General features: G+C 46.8%; 18 protein-coding genes. 8 read left to right on the top strand and 10 right to left on the bottom strand.

The features are described 5' to 3' along the window. Window positions 1-143 precede the first annotated feature (143 nt). The 5 genes from BLP57_RS03605 to BLP57_RS03585 all read right to left on the bottom strand — a co-directional run bounded on the left by BLP57_RS03605 (window position 144) and on the right by BLP57_RS03585 (window position 4,232). Window positions 144-398 carry an HPr family phosphocarrier protein gene (locus tag BLP57_RS03605; RefSeq protein WP_015526913.1) on the bottom strand — a complete coding sequence of 85 codons (255 nt, stop codon included), beginning with the start codon at window positions 396-398 and terminating at the stop codon, window positions 144-146. After that, complete coding sequence (whiA, locus tag BLP57_RS03600) at window positions 395-1,351, bottom strand: DNA-binding protein WhiA (protein WP_015526912.1); 957 nt, start codon at window positions 1,349-1,351, stop codon at window positions 395-397. The genes BLP57_RS03605 and whiA overlap by 4 nt, the downstream gene beginning before the upstream one ends. A gap of 48 nt (window positions 1,352-1,399) precedes the next feature. Next, the gene (gene rapZ, locus BLP57_RS03595) at window positions 1,400-2,278 is read right to left on the bottom strand and encodes an RNase adapter RapZ (RefSeq protein WP_015526911.1); all 879 of its coding nucleotides are present in this window, start codon (window positions 2,276-2,278) and stop codon (window positions 1,400-1,402) included. 187 nt (window positions 2,279-2,465) lie between these two features. Next, a complete protein-coding gene (gene murB, locus BLP57_RS03590) occupies window positions 2,466-3,383 on the bottom strand; it encodes a UDP-N-acetylmuramate dehydrogenase (protein WP_021650759.1) in 918 nt (305 codons plus the stop codon). A 117-nt stretch (window positions 3,384-3,500) separates the two neighbouring features. Further along, entirely contained in the window at window positions 3,501-4,232 is a 732-nt protein-coding gene (locus tag BLP57_RS03585; protein WP_044961026.1) for a tRNA threonylcarbamoyladenosine dehydratase, read from the bottom strand. A 191-nt stretch (window positions 4,233-4,423) separates the two neighbouring features. Here BLP57_RS03585 and BLP57_RS03580 point away from each other — a divergent pair, with 191 nt between their 5' ends. Genes BLP57_RS03580 through BLP57_RS03560 form a run of 5 tightly spaced genes read left to right on the top strand, consistent with a single transcriptional unit; the run spans window position 4,424 to window position 7,403 of the window. After that, a complete protein-coding gene (locus BLP57_RS03580) occupies window positions 4,424-4,840 on the top strand; it encodes a stage V sporulation protein AB (protein ID WP_015526908.1) in 417 nt (138 codons plus the stop codon). A 41-nt stretch (window positions 4,841-4,881) separates the two neighbouring features. Continuing rightward, on the top strand, window positions 4,882-5,340 hold the full coding sequence (locus BLP57_RS03575; RefSeq protein WP_092069540.1) for a SpoVA/SpoVAEb family sporulation membrane protein: 459 nt from the start codon (window positions 4,882-4,884) through the stop codon (window positions 5,338-5,340). Continuing rightward, the gene (locus BLP57_RS03570; protein WP_092069537.1) at window positions 5,337-6,392 is read left to right on the top strand and encodes a stage V sporulation protein AD; all 1,056 of its coding nucleotides are present in this window, start codon (window positions 5,337-5,339) and stop codon (window positions 6,390-6,392) included. Before BLP57_RS03575 ends, BLP57_RS03570 begins: the two co-directional genes overlap by 4 nt. 2 nt (window positions 6,393-6,394) lie before the next feature. Continuing rightward, window positions 6,395-6,751 (top strand): SpoVA/SpoVAEb family sporulation membrane protein, encoded by a 357-nt coding sequence (locus BLP57_RS03565; RefSeq protein WP_059085334.1) that lies wholly within the window; start codon window positions 6,395-6,397, stop codon window positions 6,749-6,751. 25 nt (window positions 6,752-6,776) lie between these two features. Beyond that, window positions 6,777-7,403, top strand: coding sequence for a stage V sporulation protein AA (locus BLP57_RS03560; RefSeq protein ID WP_059085333.1), 627 nt, complete (start codon window positions 6,777-6,779; stop codon window positions 7,401-7,403). A gap of 122 nt (window positions 7,404-7,525) precedes the next feature. Here BLP57_RS03560 and BLP57_RS03555 read toward each other — a convergent pair whose 3' ends face one another. Both BLP57_RS03555 and BLP57_RS03550 read right to left on the bottom strand, forming a co-directional pair. Beyond that, entirely contained in the window at window positions 7,526-9,508 is a 1,983-nt protein-coding gene (locus BLP57_RS03555) for a sodium-translocating pyrophosphatase (protein WP_044961021.1), read from the bottom strand. A gap of 195 nt (window positions 9,509-9,703) precedes the next feature. Continuing rightward, window positions 9,704-10,627, bottom strand: coding sequence for a 4Fe-4S binding protein (locus BLP57_RS03550; RefSeq protein ID WP_044961019.1), 924 nt, complete (start codon window positions 10,625-10,627; stop codon window positions 9,704-9,706). A gap of 191 nt (window positions 10,628-10,818) precedes the next feature. On the opposite strand from BLP57_RS03550, the gene BLP57_RS03545 reads away from it, so the two are divergent. Next, window positions 10,819-11,736, top strand: coding sequence for a LysR family transcriptional regulator (locus tag BLP57_RS03545; protein WP_092069535.1), 918 nt, complete (start codon window positions 10,819-10,821; stop codon window positions 11,734-11,736). 118 nt (window positions 11,737-11,854) lie between these two features. On the opposite strand, the gene BLP57_RS03540 is transcribed toward BLP57_RS03545, so the two are convergent. Together BLP57_RS03540 and rfbD are read right to left on the bottom strand one after the other, a co-directional pair. Beyond that, window positions 11,855-13,153 carry a dicarboxylate/amino acid:cation symporter gene (locus tag BLP57_RS03540; protein WP_015526900.1) on the bottom strand — a complete coding sequence of 433 codons (1,299 nt, stop codon included), beginning with the start codon at window positions 13,151-13,153 and terminating at the stop codon, window positions 11,855-11,857. 1 nt (window position 13,154) lies between these two features. Next, window positions 13,155-14,006, bottom strand: a complete 852-nt coding sequence (gene rfbD / locus BLP57_RS03535; RefSeq protein ID WP_015526899.1) for a dTDP-4-dehydrorhamnose reductase — start codon at window positions 14,004-14,006, stop codon at window positions 13,155-13,157. A gap of 332 nt (window positions 14,007-14,338) precedes the next feature. On the opposite strand from rfbD, the gene BLP57_RS03530 reads away from it, so the two are divergent. Both BLP57_RS03530 and BLP57_RS03525 read left to right on the top strand, forming a co-directional pair. Continuing rightward, window positions 14,339-16,867 (top strand): leucine-rich repeat domain-containing protein, encoded by a 2,529-nt coding sequence (locus tag BLP57_RS03530; RefSeq protein ID WP_092069532.1) that lies wholly within the window; start codon window positions 14,339-14,341, stop codon window positions 16,865-16,867. 169 nt (window positions 16,868-17,036) lie between these two features. After that, a complete protein-coding gene (locus BLP57_RS03525) occupies window positions 17,037-17,534 on the top strand; it encodes a QueT transporter family protein (RefSeq protein WP_015526895.1) in 498 nt (165 codons plus the stop codon). A gap of 62 nt (window positions 17,535-17,596) precedes the next feature. Here BLP57_RS03525 and BLP57_RS03520 read toward each other — a convergent pair whose 3' ends face one another. After that, the gene (locus BLP57_RS03520) at window positions 17,597-18,319 is read right to left on the bottom strand and encodes a SigF/SigG family RNA polymerase sporulation sigma factor (RefSeq protein WP_021650746.1); all 723 of its coding nucleotides are present in this window, start codon (window positions 18,317-18,319) and stop codon (window positions 17,597-17,599) included.

Here is an 18,319-nt window from a genome sequence, read left to right as displayed (position 1 = left end):
GTAATCTTCCTCTTTCATATTTGTAGGTACTTTGAAGCGGAAAGGGATACAGCGGGAATCGGTCTTCCTTTCCGTCTGTATCCCTTTATATTCCACATCCGCAGGAATCTACCCTTTTCCGCGGACTGCTCTGTCCCAACTGATTACTGGTTGCTTAAATACTGTTCAATGCTCTCCATCGCTGCATTCTCATCATCACCGTTGGCAGACAGTGTAATCTCTTCTCCAGCGTCAAGTCCCAGGGTCATCATTCCCATAATGCTCTTTGCATTGACTCTTTTTTTGCCAATCTCAACATAAATTTCACTGTTAAACTGGCTTGCCACCTGAACAAGCTGTGCTACAGGTCTTGCCTCCAGTCCAGTGGATAAGTTGATAGTGATTGGTTTTTTAATCATAATAGCTCCTCCTTGTTCTCCCGCAGCTCATCTGCGATCTCACTCAGCTTGCGAAGCCGGTGATTCACACCTGATTTGCCCACCTGCGGATTCAACATCATACCTAATTCTTTCAGTGTGGCATCCGGATACTGCAGTCTCAGCCTGGCTATCTGTGCCAGTCCATCGCTTAAGCTCTCAAAGCCGATAGTTCTGCTGATCAGCTGTATATCTTCCACCTGTCTCACTGCCGCATTTACCGTTTTATTGATATTCGCAGCCTCACAGTTCACCTTACGGTTTACCGTGTTACGCATTTCCTTAAGTATCCGGATGTTCTCCAGATCCATAAGGGCTACGTTCGCCTCCATGACTGCCAGCATGTCAACGATCTGCGCGCCTTCCTTCACATAGACCACATATGATTTCTTGCGCACCACAATTTTAGCTTCTACGTGAAAACTGCGGATAATCCCCTGTAATTGTTCTGCTTTCCTGCTGTCCGGACACACGATCTCAAAATGATACCCTTTCTCTGGATCACTGATCGAACCGGACGACAAAAAAGTACCGCGAATAAATGCCCGCTTGCAACAGTTCATCTGAACCACAAGCGAATTATCCATTTCAAGTAAACCGGTTTCGTTATCCACAGAAAGCTTTGTCCCCTGCAGTACTTCCTCTGTTCTGGCAGGATCCGTAACCTCAACAAGATATACCTTACCCCGTTTGAGATGAGATCCTTCCCGGATAACAATCGCTGTCTCTATATTAAAGGTTTTTCGCAATAATGTAAAGCTTTTTCTTGCAACTGCTTCATTTTCTGTCTGGATCCATAGTTTTCTGTTTCCATCCGACATTTTTTCCACACGGCCGCAGCCGCAGAGCAGTGCCGCCAGTTCTGCCACCTGACAGTGCCTGGCCAGACTAAGCTGTCCTGCAAGTTCTTCTTTGACTTTTCCTGAAAATGACATCCCGAACCCTCTTTTACTGTTTCCCTGCCACCCTTTTCATCGCGGCAGTTATTTTTTCAGAAGTCTGTCCTTCTCCGCATCCCTGTGCTCCAGGCGGATGCCGTATTCATCCGATTTGGAAAGCCTGGAAAAAAGTTCTCTGGCAATAGTAACAGAACGATGTTTTCCCCCTGTACATCCGATACCGATCACAAGGCTTGTTTTCCCTTCTTTAATGTAGTTAGGGATCAGAAAACGGATCATATCCTCCAGTTTGTCCGCGAAGGCTTTCGCCGTATCACTGGCCATCACATAATTGAACACTTCATCGTCAAGGCCTGTCAGAGGACGCAGTTCATCCACATAATAGGGATTGGGAAGAAATCGCACATCAAACACAAGATCTGCATCTGCCGGGATTCCATACTTAAAGCCGAAGGAAAGCACAGAGATCATGATATTGCTGAACTCTCTGTCATCCACAAAGATCTTTTCGATTTCCTGGCGAAGCTCCCTGGTAAGCAGATGGCTGGTATCAATGATATAATCCGCACGTTTCCGGAGAAATTTTGTTTTCTCACGTTCCAGGCGGATTCCCTCATCCACTCTCCCTGCTCTTGCCAGCGGGTGGCTTCTTCTGGATTCTTTATAGCGTTTTACAAGGACAGAATCCTCTGCATCCATAAACAGGATCTCGTAATCATACCCGGTCTGCTTCATACGGTCCAGAACTACTTCCAGTTCATCAAGGGCACTTCCGCTTCTGGCATCGATCCCCAGAGCCACATTTCTAACATTTTCGCTCTGCATCTCAGGAAGAAGGGAAGCAAATTTTTCCAGAAGCTGGATTGGAAGATTATCCACGCAGAAATATCCCATATCCTCCAACATTTTAAGTGCAGCTGTTTTTCCTGCTCCTGACACTCCTGTAACGATCACAAAACGCATAGTCTCTCTTCCTTTCCATTTCTTCTTCCGTTATCTGTAAAGCGTACATACGCATTCCTGTTCCCTCTGTTTCATATCCTGGGTATCTGAAAGCCGGGCTACGCTGAGGCTTTTAGGTCTGTGCGATCGGATCCACAGACAAGTAAGTGGTATAATTATTTTGAAAACGATGTACCAGAAATGGTCATCAGGCTTCAAAATCACCCAGGAACTTCACCTCCGGTTCCAGCGTAACTCCATATTTCTTATAAACGATATCCCTGACATTATCCATCAGCGTGCGGACATCCCTGGCAGTTGCACCGCCTGCATTGATCACAAAGCCACAGTGTTTCTCAGAAACCTGTGCACCACCTACCTGATATCCAGCAAGACCGCTGTCCATGATCAGCTTACCTGCAAAATATCCCTCCGGTCTCTTAAAGGTACTTCCAGCACTGGGATACTCCAACGGCTGTTTGGTGGTACGACGGATCGTCAGATCTTTCATGGTCTCACGGATCACTTCCGGATTTCCCTCCTTCAGCTGTAGCTTTGCTTCCAGCACGATATAACCTGCGGTTTTGATGATGCTGGTACGATATCCCAATTCCAGTTTATCTGCCGGAAGGGTAACGATCTCTCCCTCCTCATCCATCACAGTTACCTCTGTGAGAACATCCTTCATCTCGCCGCCATAGGCACCTGCATTCATCACAACCGCACCGCCCATAGTTCCCGGGATCCCGCCTGCAAACTCAAAGCCTGTAAGAGCTGCATTTTTTGCTGCTGCTGCCACCGATGAAAGCAGCGCACCTGCCTGTACGGTGATCTCTGTTCCTTCTACGGTAACGGCAGACATATTTTTGTAGATCTGGATAACCGCGCCACGATAACCGCCGTCTCCTACCAGAAGATTACTTCCGTTTCCGAGGATAAAATAAGGGATCGCACTTTCTTTACAGATTTTTACGATACGCCCCACATCTGTGTCTTTATCCGGCATCAAAAAATAATCCGCCGGACCTCCGATCTTAAAAGTTGTATGACGGCTCATTGCTTCGCCTGTAAAAACACGTTCTTCTCCAAGAAGATCGCAGAACTTTTTTATGATTTCTGAATTCACTTTTTATTTCCTCAGTCTTTCTGTTTTATTTCTGTAAAGCAGACATTACTGTTCCGCCTTGACTCATGCTCATGAACTGGATCTGTCCGTGATCTGCGCTCAATTTCTCATTTGCTGTCAGCTGTGTGAAACGTTTCCGGCTGACAGTATATCCCGCACAACTTCTCCCGCCAGCAGATATCCCGCAGTCCCTGTCACAAAGGAAATATTTCCTTCGGCAGGCTTCTTCACCATAGTTCTTCTCCGTCTGAAAAGCTTTTCTTTTGCCGGTTGTTCTCTGGAATACAGTACTTTGAGTTTACGTATTCCCTGTTTACGCAGTTCTTTTTTTATGATCCTGGCCGCCGGGCATACTGTGGTCCTGCTGATATCCGCAACCTCAAGTCTAGACGGGTCTATCTTGTCCCCGATGTCCAGGCAGGAGATCACAGGCACACGTCCCTCCCTTGCTCTGCTGATCAGAAGCAGTTTTGACGACAGTGTTCCCATTGTATCCACAATATAATCAAAGGAACGCAATTCAAACATTCCCGCAGTCTCCTCATTATAAAAGGTTTCGTAGGTATGCACCAAAATATTCTCATCAATATCCCGGATTCTCTTCTTGGCCGCCTCTACCTTGCTCATTCCCAGAGTAGAATGAAGTGCCAGCACCTGGCTTCCGATATTCGTCAATGTGATCTTTTCATGATCGATCAGTGTCAGACTCCCCACACCGCAGCGCGCAAGTGACTCTGCCACCTGTGATCCGGCTCCGCCAAGACCGAATACTGCAATTTTCGCCCTGCTGAGTTTTTTTACACCTGTATTTCCAACGAGCAATTCCATACGTGAAAAAGCATCCTGCATATCCGTCCTCCTGACACTGTTTTTTCTTTTGATTGAGAAAGACAGCGCCTGTCCGCCGCTGTCTATATTCTTTTTTATTATACTATCTCTGTCCGTAAATGTACAGATATTCTTGTTTTTTAAGATTTTCGCATAAAAAATTTATATTTTCTCATACTATTCCCATACAATCCCACAAGGAGGTTCTGTCCATGCTTCAACAGCTGATTCTGTGCTTTATCGGTTTCTGTGCCGGGATCATCGTTGCAGGAGGTGTCTCCGGACTGCTGATCGGCCTTTCCATTGTTCCCCGCTATGCAGGTATCACGCATACAGCTGACCAGATTTTTCTTTATGAAGATCTGACACTTCTGGGAACAGTTGCCGGAACCGTGGTCACCCTGTTTCCGATCAGAATTCCGCTGGGACCTTTTTTCCTGGCTGTCTGCGGAGTATTTTTCGGAATTTTCCTGGGCGGCTGGATCCTTGCACTGGCAGAAATCGCAAAAGTCTTTCCCGTCTTTGCCAGACGGCTGAAGCTCTCTCAGGGGCTTTCTCCGGTAATAATTTCCATTGCTGCCGGAAAAGCCCTGGGCTCCCTGTTTTATTATGCCATGAGCTGGATGTAATTCTTACTGTCACTCTACCATCTCACGAAAGGATTTTCCATATGCAAAATATCAACAAAAAAAAATATGAACAATATGTCAAGCAGCTTACTCCCACCCACAGTCTGCCGCTGAATATGGCAAAAGCTTTTCTCACAGGCGGACTGATCTGTCTTCTTGGACAGGTTATCTTAAACACAGCACAGGCTCTCGGTGCAGATGCTTCCGATTCCAGAACCTGGTGTTCTGTCATTCTCATTCTCTTAAGCGTCCTTCTCACAGGCTTTGGTATTTATCCCAAAATCGGCAAATTCGGCGGTGCAGGAAGTCTTGTTCCCATTACCGGATTCGCCAACTCAGTGGCTGCATCCGCCATTGAGTTCCGGGCAGAAGGACAGGTTTTCGGCATAGGGTGCAAGATCTTTACTATTGCAGGTCCTGTGATCCTCTACGGCATCTTAAGCGCCTGGGGACTGGGTGTGATCTATTATATCCTGAAGATCCTGGAGGTGATATCATGAGCAAAAATCTCAGACTTGGCGCAGCCAGCATTGCATTTTCACAGCCTTTGTATATCGAAAGCGCCGCATCCATCGTCAGTCAGAAAGAGGCGGACGGTCCTCTTGGAGATCTTTTTGACCTGGTCTGTGAAGATCCCATGTTTGGCTGTGACACCTGGGAATCTGCGGAAAGCACACTGCAGAAAGAAACTGCCACTCAGGCCATAAGCAAAGCCGGACTGAGCTCCGAAGATATCCATCTGATGTTCGCCGGAGATCTTCTCGCTCAGACATCAGCCACCTGTTTCGGCTCCGCTGGACTTGGAATTCCCTTTTACGGTCTTTACGGCGCCTGCTCCACCATAGGGGAAGCACTTTCTCTCGGTTCCCTTGCTCTGACCGCCGGATTCGGCACACGGGTCTTATGTGCCACCTCCAGCCATTTCGCAAGTGCGGAAAAAGAATTTCGTTTTCCCCTGGGATACGGAAACCAGCGGCCGTTTTCTGCCACCTGGACAGTAACCGGAAGCGGTGCCTGTATCCTAAGTACATCTCCTCCCGGAGAAAAAGCTCCTCTGCGCTCCGGCAAAGGCTGTGCTGCTATCACCGGCCTTACTGCCGGCCGTGTGATGGATTACGGTCTCAGGGATTCCATGAACATGGGAGGCTGTATGGCTCCTGCAGCCTGCGATACCATTGCACGAAGCTTTTCGGATTTCGGGCGGACGCCTTCGGATTATGATGCCGTCTTTACCGGGGATCTGGGGATCATCGGGCAGAAAATTCTCCTGGATCTTCTGGAGGAACAAAATATCCGGCTTTCTCCCATTCATAAAGACTGCGGTATCCTGATCTATGACAATCCTTCTCAGGACACCCACTCAGGAGGAAGCGGCTGCGGCTGTTCTGCTGTAGTCCTTGCCTCCTATATCCTTCCGAAGATTGTATCCGGAGAATGGAAGCGGATCCTTTTTGTACCAACAGGAGCGCTTCTTTCCAAAGTAAGCTTTAATGAAGGTGACAGTATTCCGGGTATTGCCCACGGAGTTGTCATCGAGCATATGGAGGTATGAGCATGGATTACTTTAACGCATTCTGGTTCGGCGGCCTTGTCTGTGCCCTGATCCAGATCCTTCTAGACAAGACAAAGCTGATGCCTGGCCGTGTGATGGTACTTCTGGTATGCAGCGGCGCCCTGTTAAGTGCCGTTGGCGTCTACCGGCCGCTGGTGGATTTTGCAGGTGCCGGGGCCTCCGTCCCGCTGATCGGTTTCGGACATGTATTATGGGAGGGTATGAAAAAAGCCATTGAAGAAGACGGCATCCTTGGGCTTTTTACAGGAGGCTTCACTGCCTGTGCTGCCGGAGTTTCCTCCGCCCTGATCTTCTCTTATCTGGCCAGTCTCTTCTTCCGTCCAAAAATGAAAAAATAATATTCCGGGAAAGGAGTTTTTTCTCATGAGTGATACTCTTTATCTGCAGCTGGATCAGAACATTGAAGTCACCAACCCACATGTATATCTTCAGGATATCGCTGCACTTTCCATGAGTGACCCCAAAATCCTCAATCGTCTGCGGGTCATGCCTGTGATCGTTCTGGATGTGAAAAAGCCCGGACGCTATGTGATGTCTGTCTCGGATCTTCTGAAAAAGATCCAGAAGCTGGAACCCTCCATTGATATTTCTCCCATCGGGGAAACGGATTTTATCATCACCTACCGCATCAGCTCTGCCACAGGGAAAATTTTCCGGTATGTGAAAATCCTTTTTGTATGCCTGGTTTCCTTTTTCGGCGCCGCTTTTTCCATTATGACCTTTAATAATGACGTAGATATGGGCAGCCTTTTTAGCCAGTTTTACACTCTTGTTACGGGAAAAAGTTCCTCCGGCTTTACCATCCTGGAGATTTCCTACTCCATCGGGATCGGCCTCGGCGTACTGATCTTCTTTAATCATTTCGGGCATCTGAAGCTAAGCGATGATCCCACACCTATGCAGGTGCAGATGCGGACCTATGAGGATGATGTAAACCGGACACTGATCGAACAGGCTGCACGAACAGAAAATCCAGAAACTGACTCATAACCAGAGCCCACTCTCATATCCGTACAATTCCGCCGCCTGTCGCACAAAAAAAGCTCCCTGCAGATTTCTCTGCAAAGAGCTTTTTTATATAATATGGGTTTACTTTTTTTCTGAAATGATATTTACAGAAGTCCTCCGATGGATAAGAACAGAGGAGCAAATACCAGTGATACAATAGTCATAAGCTTGATCAGGATGTTAATGGAAGGCCCTGATGTATCTTTGAACGGATCGCCGACTGTATCGCCGACAACGGCTGCTTTGTGCGCCTCGCTGCCTTTTCCGCCATGATGACCTGTCTCGATGTATTTTTTTGCATTATCCCATGCACCACCTGCGTTGGACATGAAGATCGCCATCAGTACACCTGTTACAAGAGCACCGGAAAGAAGTCCTCCAAGAGCCTCAACGCCAAGAACAACACCTACGATAACCGGAACAACGACCGCCATGATTCCAGGAAGCATCATTTCGTGAAGAGCTGCTGTTGTGGAGATCGCAACGCATGATTTGTAATCCGGTTTCTCGGTACCCTTCATGATACCCGGTTTCTCACGGAACTGGCGTCTTACTTCCTCGATCATCTTGTAAGCAGCCTTGGAAACGGATTCCATTGTGAAGGCCGAGAAGAGGAATGTAAGCATACCACCGATAAAGATACCGATCGTAACACGAGGAGCAAGGATATTGATCGCATCCAGATTTACTGCATTCGCATAAGATACAAACAGAGCAAGCGCTGTAAGAGCTGCGGAACCGATCGCGAAGCCTTTACCCATAGCTGCTGTTGTGTTACCTACAGAATCAAGCTTATCTGTGATCTCACGAACTGACTCATCCAGACCTGACATCTCTGCAATACCACCGGCATTGTCAGCGATGGGTCCATACGCGTCAACGGCAACTGTGATTCCTGTTGTGGAAAGCATACCAACTGCTGCAAGAGCGATTCCGTATAATCCATCCACACCGTATGCTACAAAAATACCAACACAGATCAGCAGGATTGGGAATGCTGTAGATTTCATACCTACTGCGATACCACTGATGATAGTTGTAGCTGCACCTGTCTCAGACTGCTCGCCGATTCCCTGAACCGGTTTGTAATCTGCAGATGTGTAATACTCTGTAATGTTTCCGATGATGACACCGACAACAAGACCTGCGATCACAGCAATGGCTGCCTTCATGTCTCCGAAGAGAGTCTTGCTGAGGATCAGGGACACGATGATAACAAGTGCTGCAGATACATAGCTTCCTCTTGTGAGGGCTTTCTGCGGATTGGAATTATCATCACCTTTTACAAAGAATGTTGCAATGATGGATGCGATCAGTCCACAGCCTGCAATAGCCAGCGGATAAAGAACACCGGAAACTGCTCCGGCTACCGCACCAAGTGTAAGGGCAGATACCAGAGATCCTACATAGGACTCAAAAAGGTCTGCACCCATACCGGCAACATCACCTACGTTATCACCTACGTTATCTGCGATAACAGCCGGGTTACGAGGGTCATCCTCCGGGATTCCTGCCTCAACCTTACCTACAAGGTCAGCTCCTACGTCAGCTGCTTTTGTATAGATTCCACCACCAACACGTGCAAACAGTGCGATGGAAGAAGCACCAAGGCTGAATCCAGAAAGTACGTCAACGTTCTTTGTGATGATATACACAACGCTGACACCCAGTGCACCAAGACCTGCAACACACATACCCATAACAGCACCGCCGGAGAATGCAATGGAAAGAGCCTTGTTCATTCCTCCCTCTTTTGCTGCATTTGCTGTTCTTACATTAGCCTTTGTTGCAACGGTCATACCGCAGTATCCTGCGATTGTTGAAAACAGAGCACCTACTACGAAGCAGATTGCTGTTACCCAGCTTCCAACTCCGATTCCGATCAGTACAAAAAGTACGGCTACAAAAATAACCAGGATCTTGTACTCTGCTGTTAAGAAGGCGCGGGCACCTTCTGCGATCGCACCTGCGATCTCCTTCATTCTGTCTGTTCCTGCATCCTGCTTGCTGACCTTCGCTGCAAGGTATGCTGCGAACAGAAGTGCCAGTACTGCTGCCACCGGCACCAAATACATGTAGTTTTCCACTCTTTTTACCTCCGTTCATGTATTGTTAATACTTTATCACATTATTTTGCATATTTCAAATAGAATTTTCACTTAGTTTTTTGTTAATATTGTGATATAATAAAAATTTATATAAATGGGATAAAAATTTTTTATATTATTGCTCGCATTTTTTCAGTTTCAGACAGCTTATATAATAGGAAGTTTTTTATATCTCTATTTGGACAAAATTTCCATTTTTCTTTCCAGAAGATTTTTTTCCAATAATTGTTTTTCTGCATTTTCGAATCCAATTCGTTCTATAGTCTCGGCAAAACGTTCTCCCTTTAATCCCTGGTCCTTAAAAAGCAGGATTGCCTTCTCAATAACATCAAGTGCCTCTTCCTCCGACGTAAAGATCCGGTTCAGGGCCTTTCCATGAGAAATTTTCTTTCCCCAGCGTCCACCGATATAGATCTTGAATCCGTAGATACCGTCCGGAATGGAGTGGAACGGACATTTTCCCACACATCTTCCGCAGTGTCTGCAAAGCTCCTCATCGATGTGCAGCTTCCCGTCAACGACCTTCGCCACTTTATTCGGACATGCAGCTTCAATGGCACATTTTTTGCAGCCCTTGCAGGCCTCGCTGTCAAAGTGCGGGATCCTCTGTCCGATGATCCCCACATCATTCAGATTTGGTTTCACACAGTTATTCGGGCATCCGCCTACTGCGATCTTAAATTTATGCGGCAGTGCAACCTGACGGTAGCCTTTATAGAATCTCCGGAAAATCTCTTCTGAAATTGCATAGGAATCCAGAAGTCCATACTGACAGGTGGTTCCCTTGCAGGATACTACCGGTCGGACCTTTGCTCCTGTTCCTCCTGTCTCCAGACCTTCCTTCGCAATAAATTCCTGAAACTCTTCGATCTTTTCGTAGGGGATTCCCTGGATCTCCACGGAAAGCCTGGTCGTGTAGGTAAGATTTCCGTTGCCGAATTTCTCTGCTGCTTCCGCCATACATCTGTGCTGTGCCGCTGTCACCTTTCCGTTTACAGTGATCACCCGTGCAGAAAATTCATCGGTTCCCCGGTTATTTAAAAAACCCTGCCCCTTCAGTCTTTTCTCTTCCTCTTTGCTTACAGTTAATGCTGACATATTTCCTCCTCCTGGTCTCACCGGCATTCCGATACTTTCCCACGGTATCGTTGCCCTGTATTTTGCAATGTTGAAATCGTTTTCACGTACTTCCTACTATACCACTTGAAGATGTATTTGAGAAATGATATTATTTTATAAAAATGATAGGTTTTACCTATATACCAATTTACAATAAAAGGAGATTCCATATGACCATCCGCCATCTCACTGTTTTTGCGGCCGTTGCGGAACAGGGCTCCATGAGTGCTGCTGCCAAACATCTTTATCTTTCCCAGCCAACAGTCAGTCAGGCCGTCCGTGAGCTGGAAGCTCATTATAACGGCCTTCTCTTTGAACGTCTTGGGAAAAAGCTTTATCTCACAGAACGGGGAAAGCTTCTTCTTCCCCATGCCCGTGAAATGATCCGCCAGTTTCAGCAGCTGGAAGAGCTGATGCAGAACCAGGGACAGTCTTCCACCCTGAAGCTTGGCTCCACCCTCACTGTGGGAACCTGCCTGACCCCATCCATTATCCTGGATCTGCAGAAAAAAATCCCGGGCCTTGACGTTTACTCCTTTGTCACCAACACGCAAAATATCGAACAGAAGCTTCTGCGTTCTGAGCTGGACGCTGCTGTGGTAGAAGGTGAGATCCATTCCCCGGACCTTGTCGTTCTTCCCATCATCGACGACTGTCTGGTCCTTGCCGCCGGAAAAAAGCATCCGTTTTACCGCAGAGGACGCATCCATGTCCAGGAGCTGAACAACCAGAAATTTGCAGTCCGGGAATATGGAAGCGGTACCAGACAGCTTTTTGAGGATTACACCCTTCGCCATGATCTGAAGATCCGAACTGCCTGGGAAGCCAACAGTCCGCGGGCACTGCTGAACGCAGTGCTGTATAACCAGATGCTCTCTGTTATGTCCATCCGTCTTATGCATCATGAGATCCGTCACCGTTCAGTCCGGGTCTTCTGCAACGAAGCAGGGGAATGGAACCGGAAATTCAAGCTGGTCTATCACAAGAATAAGTTTCTTACCCCTGCTATCTTTGAGCTGGAAAAGATCCTTCACACCTATCAGCAGCTGGAAGTGCCCTCTGTCATGGGTGTTCTGGAGCAGGAATAAGCAGGGGACTCACCTGATCCAGTAAAAAAACGGCCGCACATATCGCTTTTACGATATGTACAGCCGTTTTTCGTTTTTTCTCACCCGACAGGGTCGGATCTTTTTTTGAACCGGATATTTAGTTTGATTCGTTGAACACGTTTTTATCCAGTGCACCGTTCTGGTGTGCAACGATGGTTGTGCAGACTGCATCACCGGTAATGTTAACTGCTGTTCTGGTCATATCCAGGATACGGTCAATACCCATGATCAGACCAATTGCCTCAACCGGAAGTCCTACAGAGTTAAATACCATGGTCAGGGTAACAAGACCAACACTTGGTACACCGGCAGTTCCTACGGAAGCAAGGGTTGCAGTTCCGATAACCGTCACATAATCCATCGGACTTAAGTGGATACCAAAAGCCTGTGCCGCAAATACTACGGCAACACCCTGCATGATAGAGGTACCGTCCATGTTGATGGTAGCTCCAAGAGGAATGGTGAATGAAGAAATCTTCTTGGAAACACCCACTTTTTTGGACAGGGTATCAATGGACATCGGGATCGTGGCATTGGATGTAGCTGTTGAGAATGCAAATGCCATAACCGGGAAAAATTTCTTGATGAATTTTATCGGATTCAGTCCTGTGAAGATCTTCAGCAGGATCTGGTATACGCCGAAGCACTGGATCGCCAGTGCAAGGAGAACACCGATCATATATTTTGCCAGCGGGATAAACGCGCTGAAACCGATGTTTGCAAAGGTTCTGCTGATAAGGCAGAATACACCGATCGGTGCAAGTGCCATGATCATCATGGTCATCTCCATCATGATGTCATTGAACTGGCTGAAAAAGTTCGCTACTGTCTCTGCGCGCTCTCCCATTTTCGCAAGGATCACACCCACGATCAGGGCAAATACGATAACCTGAAGCATGGTTCCGCTTGCCAGGGAATTGATCGGATTGTCCGGAATGATATTCAGGATGGTATCCGTAAGAGAGGTCGCCTCCATAGTCTCCACAGAGGAAGCGGAGGACTGAATAGAGCTCATATCAAGTCCCACACCCGGATTGATCAGATTACCTACCGTCAGAGCAACCGAAACAGCCAGAGCTGTAGTCGCCAGATAAAATACCAGTGTTCTCACACCTACGGTTCCAAGCTTCTTGGTATCACCGATGGACATACTTCCGCAGACAAGGGAACAGAATACCAACGGTACAACCAGCATTTTCATCAGACGGATAAATCCCTGTCCGATCACATAAAGGATTCCCTCCACGATCACATCTTTCTTGAAGCTGCTGTCAGGAACCAGGTAACAGAGAATGATTCCCAGTATCGCACCTGCGATCAGCGCCACAAAGATCTTCGTGGTAAGGCCCATTTTCTTTTTCTGCTGTGTTTTCTCTTTTATATTTTTCTCTTTCATTCTAGTCCTCCGCTCTTTCATCCATATATTCTTTCAGCGATGCTTTCCAGTCCGGCATGTCATACACTTCAATAATACGGAGGATAAAATTATCAAGGACGGCATATGGCGGTCTGACAGAAGAAAGATCTGACTGCTCTGTCGGCACGGATCTCAGTTCGATCTCCTTTCCTGCAAGGCGAAGAATCTCGGTTGCAAACTCATAACGGTTGCATACACCGCTGCAGGTTACGTGATAAGTTCCATATTCGTTGGTATCGATAAGATACAGGATCATTCTTGCCAGATCCTTGGCGCTGGTCGGTGATCCGAACTGATCCGAAGCAACGGAAAGCGCCTGGCCTTTTTCTGCTGTCTCCAGCACACGGTTTACAAAATTGTTTCCGCCTTTTCCGTATACCCAGTTGCTTCGGATAATGAAATGTTTGTGTGTAAACTCTTTTACATAGTTCTCTCCGGCTCTCTTGGAACGGCCGTAAACAGTCAGCGGATTGGTATCGTCAAACTCTGTATACGGTTTTTTGCTCTTTCCGTCGAAAACATCATCTGTGGAAAGCTGGACGATCTTTGCCCCGCATTTTCTTGCCACGATGCTTAAGTTTCTTGCTCCCAGTGCGTTGACACGGTATGCATGTTCCGGATTCTTCTCACACTCATCGGTATCTGTGATACCGGTGCAGTTGATGATCACATCCGGACGGTTAATGGAACCGAAGTTGATCACTTCATCTGTGTCTGTGATATCCAGCTCATCAAGATCTGTGTTCAGAGTCTCGATCTGCATTGGATCCAGAACATCATTCAGTGCCCGTCCGATCTGTCCGTTGGCACCTGCGATCCATACTTTTAACATCTTTCTACCTCCCTGGTGTAATATGTGTGATATATAAAATAAAGAGACATTGATTTAGATCAAAACCAATGCCCCTTTAACCTATATACTGAAATATATTTTATCAATATCACAAAAAACTGTCAAGAAAAAAGCCCCTGTTTCCATAAGGTTCCTGCTGCTGATGTTACTGCCCACCAGCAGTATTTCCTCAAGATGTTTTTGTGAACAGAATTTACAGAAATCCTGAGGATCGGGAGTTCCATAACTCCCGATTTTGTATTGTAAATTCTGTCCCATGAATTATAATCTAAACAGGAGATCATCTAAAAACACATACAAAGGAGAAACTTATGAAAAAGCTAAAAAAATTAACATCTCTGCTATTTCTGTTCTGCTGTCTTTGCTTCTGTCTGATCCTGTTTCCACAGACAGCCCGGGCAGGCTCTCTTACGCCAACCGCACAGGACAATCTCAATGTCAGGTTACGCCGTACCTCTGATCTTATTCCTGTTTCCGGCGGATACATGAGGGTCTTCCACCAGAAAAATTCTGTCGGCGTTGAATATTACGATAATGATCTGAAGATCAGAAGCAAGCGCAAGATCAACATGGAGCTTCCACTGTGGGGTGGCTTTTATGCCGGATCTGACGGATATTATCTGGTAGAAGGCCAGACAAACAACCAAGAAAACGATTCCGCTGAGGTCATCCGCGTTATCCGCTACGATACAAACTGGAACCGGAACGGTGCAGCAGCAATTACCAGTAACCCGGAGCTTTTTGGCGGTGAGGTCCGCACGCCCTTTGACTATGGCTGTGTGGAAATGACAGAAAGCAACGGTAAGCTCTATGTTGTTACCGGTCACGAAGGATATGTGGATTCCTCTGTCGGTCAGGGACATCAGGGCTTCCTTATGGTCGAGATCGACCAGGCAACCATGAAAGGAAAGATCGTTTCCTGCGATCTGTGGCATTCCTTTGCACAGTATATCAAATCACAAGGTTCTTATCTCTACGTACTGGAGCAGAGTGAGGGTTCACGATGTACAATTCTTTCCAGATACGACAGCACTACACTTGCCAGCACCACCATAGAGCTTTTGCCATACGGAGGCTCACATACTTCTGTGTGGGCACTGGCCTGCTACGCAAGCGTTGACGGCATGGCTGTTTCCTCTGACAGTGTATTATGCGTTGGCACTTCCATCGATCAGTCCAAATATGATAAGGTATCTGAAAACACGCCTCATAACCTTTATCTTTCCGTCACACCAATGTCTGACTTTTCCGAAAAAGCAACCATTACCAGGAAGCTTACCAACTTTACAGGCGGAGGAAAAAGCTTTGCGGGCGTAAAGATCACCAAAATAAATGACAACCGTTTTATGATTTCCTGGGAAGAATACGTCTCCGACGATAACAAGAAAAACTCTTCCGCTAACGATCCGCTCTCTTCCAGCACCCTTCATTATCTTTTTGTGGACGGAAAGGGAAAGAGTCTCAGCAAAGAGTTTACAACAGCTGCTCCGATTTCTGACTGTCAGCCTGTGGTAAAGGATTCCAGGGTCGTTTATTATGCTTCAAACTCCAACACCTTGAACTTTTATTCCATTAATTCCGACAACGGAAAAGCTGACAAAAAAACTTACCATATCGCAGGTGACAACGCAACCTGGAATTTCAAAAACGGTATCCTTACGATCTCCGGCTACGGACCACTTTCTATTTCCACAGAGGAAAACCACCGATACCCGGTCTCTTCAACAAAAGGCTGGTTTATCTTCTCCAACGATTCCTCCTGGAAAGCTATCAAAAACCAGATCAGAAAGGTAATAATAAAGCCTGGGATCACAAGTATTTCCGAAAGGGCCTTTGTTTGTCTTCCTGAGCTGAAAGAAGTGGACATCCAGAAAGGGGTCACAAAGATCGGAAAAGAAGCTTTCGCCTACTGTGACAAGCTATCCAGGATCAACATACCTGATACTGTTAAAAGCATTGGAACGGATGCTGTGTGGGGCGGCTACGGGTATGTCAACTCTCATGCATATTTTTGCAAGATCCATGCTCCGTACGGCTCTTACGCAGTTACATATGCCAAGAAAAACAATATCAGCTATGCATGCAATATTTCCGATGCAGCTGTAACAGGGATCAAAAAAACATATACCTATACAGGCTCTGACATAAAGCCCGTTCCAACCGTAACTCTTGGAAAAGCAAAGCTTTCTGGCATCAATGATTATCATGTGACATACCAGAACAATAAAAAAGCAGGAACTGCTACCCTGAAGATCATCGGTGATTACCATTTCTACGGAACCATCACCTTAAATTTCCAGATCACTCCTGCAGCCACACCAAAGCCACAGACTGCAAAAACATTCCGGGATGCTTATAATGTCTACACAGTCAATACCACCGGGACTTCCGTAGCACTGAAGGGACCACGTTCACGCAATACTGTCACTGCAAAGATTCCGGCCACTGTCAAAGCTAACGGAAAAACCTACAAAGTCACAGCCATTGCAGCCAATGCCTTCAAAAACTGTAAAAACCTGAAACAGGTAACGATTTCAGGAAATATCACAAGCATAGGTGCCGGAGCCTTCCAGGGATGCACAAGTCTTCGTACTGTAAAAATCGGTTCCCGAGTTTCTGCGATCGGCACAAAAGCTTTCTGTGACTGTAAGGCCCTTACCTCTGTCACCATACAGACAGGACGTCTTACTTCCAAAAGCTCAGGTAAATATATCTTCACAAGAGCAGGTCAGAATAATTACAAAAAACTGACTGTAAAGGTTCCGGCAAGCAGACTTTCCTCTTACAAAAAGCTGTTTCAGAGCCAGGGTCTGTCCACACAGGCCAGGGTTATCAAATAGTCAGGATCGTACCTTGCATTTCCACGCCCCTTATGCTATACTCAGTTTCGCTGCAAAAGCCCGCAAAAACCAAGGTCGTACAGGGCTTACAAGGCGGTCACCGCCTATAAATGTGCCGAGTGTTCGTGACCTTCCACTCGTAAAACAAAACTAAAGGAGAATAAAAAACATGAAAAACAAAGGTACTCATTTTCTGGTACAGGGAGCTGCCATTGCAGCTGTATATGTTGTCCTGACACTGGTATTCGCGCCACTTAGCTTCGGTGAAGTTCAGATCCGGTTTTCCGAGGCGCTGACCGTGCTTCCGTTCTTCACACCGGCTGCCATCCCGGGACTGTTCGTGGGATGTATCATTGCCAATCTTCTTGGCGGTGCGATTCCAGTTGACATCATTTTCGGAAGCATTGCCACACTTATCGGTGCATTCTTTACCTACAAGCTTCGCAATACAGGCAAATGGACAGCCCCGATCCCGCCGATCGTTTCCAACATTGTGATCGTTCCTCTTGTGCTTCGTTACGGATATGGCATTAACCTTCCTATCCCGTTTATGATGCTCACAGTAGGAGCCGGCGAATTTATCTCAGCCGGTGTGATCGGTATGATCCTTCTTGGAGCACTTTCCAAATACAAAAATGTACTTTTTCATAAAAAAGCAGCAGTCTGACTAAATCTGCTGCCCACAAAAAGGAGCCATGAGAAAACAGCAGCATTTCTCATGGCTCTCTTTTATTTTTTCTCTGCGGATTCCTGCAGACTGCGCAGGATCCTCTTTTCCATTCTGGATACCTGTACCTGGGATACGCCAAGCTCATGGGCGATCTCCATCTGGGTCATGTTCTGAAAATACCGCATATAGATCAACCTCCGCTCCTTTGCCTCCAGAGTCCCCAGTATCTCTTCCAGAAAAATCCTGTCCAGTACTTTTTCCTGCCGATTTTCTTTTTCCGGAAGCTTGTCCATCAGAGAAATCTCCGTTCCCTCACCCTGATAGATCGTTTTGTGAAGAGATTCCACCTCTGCACCGGATTCCATGGTCATTACCAGTTCTTCTATGGAAATTCCCATTTCCTCTGCCATTTCTCCCGTCGTAGGTTCCCGCTCCAGCCGGCGTGTCAGTGCTTCTCTCACCTGATAGATCCTGTAGTGGTTTTCCTTCAGAGAACGGCTTACCTTCAGTATCCCGTCGTCCCTGAGATAACGTTTGATCTCTCCGATGATCATGGGAACGGCATAGGTGGAAAATTTCACATCATAGGACATGTCAAACTTATCTACAGCTTTCAGAAGTCCGATGCTGCCGATCTGGAACAGATCCTCCATCTCCACCCCTCGTCCCAGAAAACGCTTTGCCACACTGTATATCAGTCCTGTATTTTCCTCAAACAAAAGATCTCTTGCCGCTTTATCCCCCTGGTGTGCACGCCCGATGAGGACAAGAGTACGATCCAT

Origin of the sequence: Blautia sp. SF-50 (assembly GCF_900101315.1) — a bacterium.
Taxonomy (GTDB): domain Bacteria; phylum Bacillota; class Clostridia; order Lachnospirales; family Lachnospiraceae; genus Blautia_A; species Blautia_A fusiformis.
This window is presented reverse-complemented; position numbering and strand designations above follow the sequence as displayed.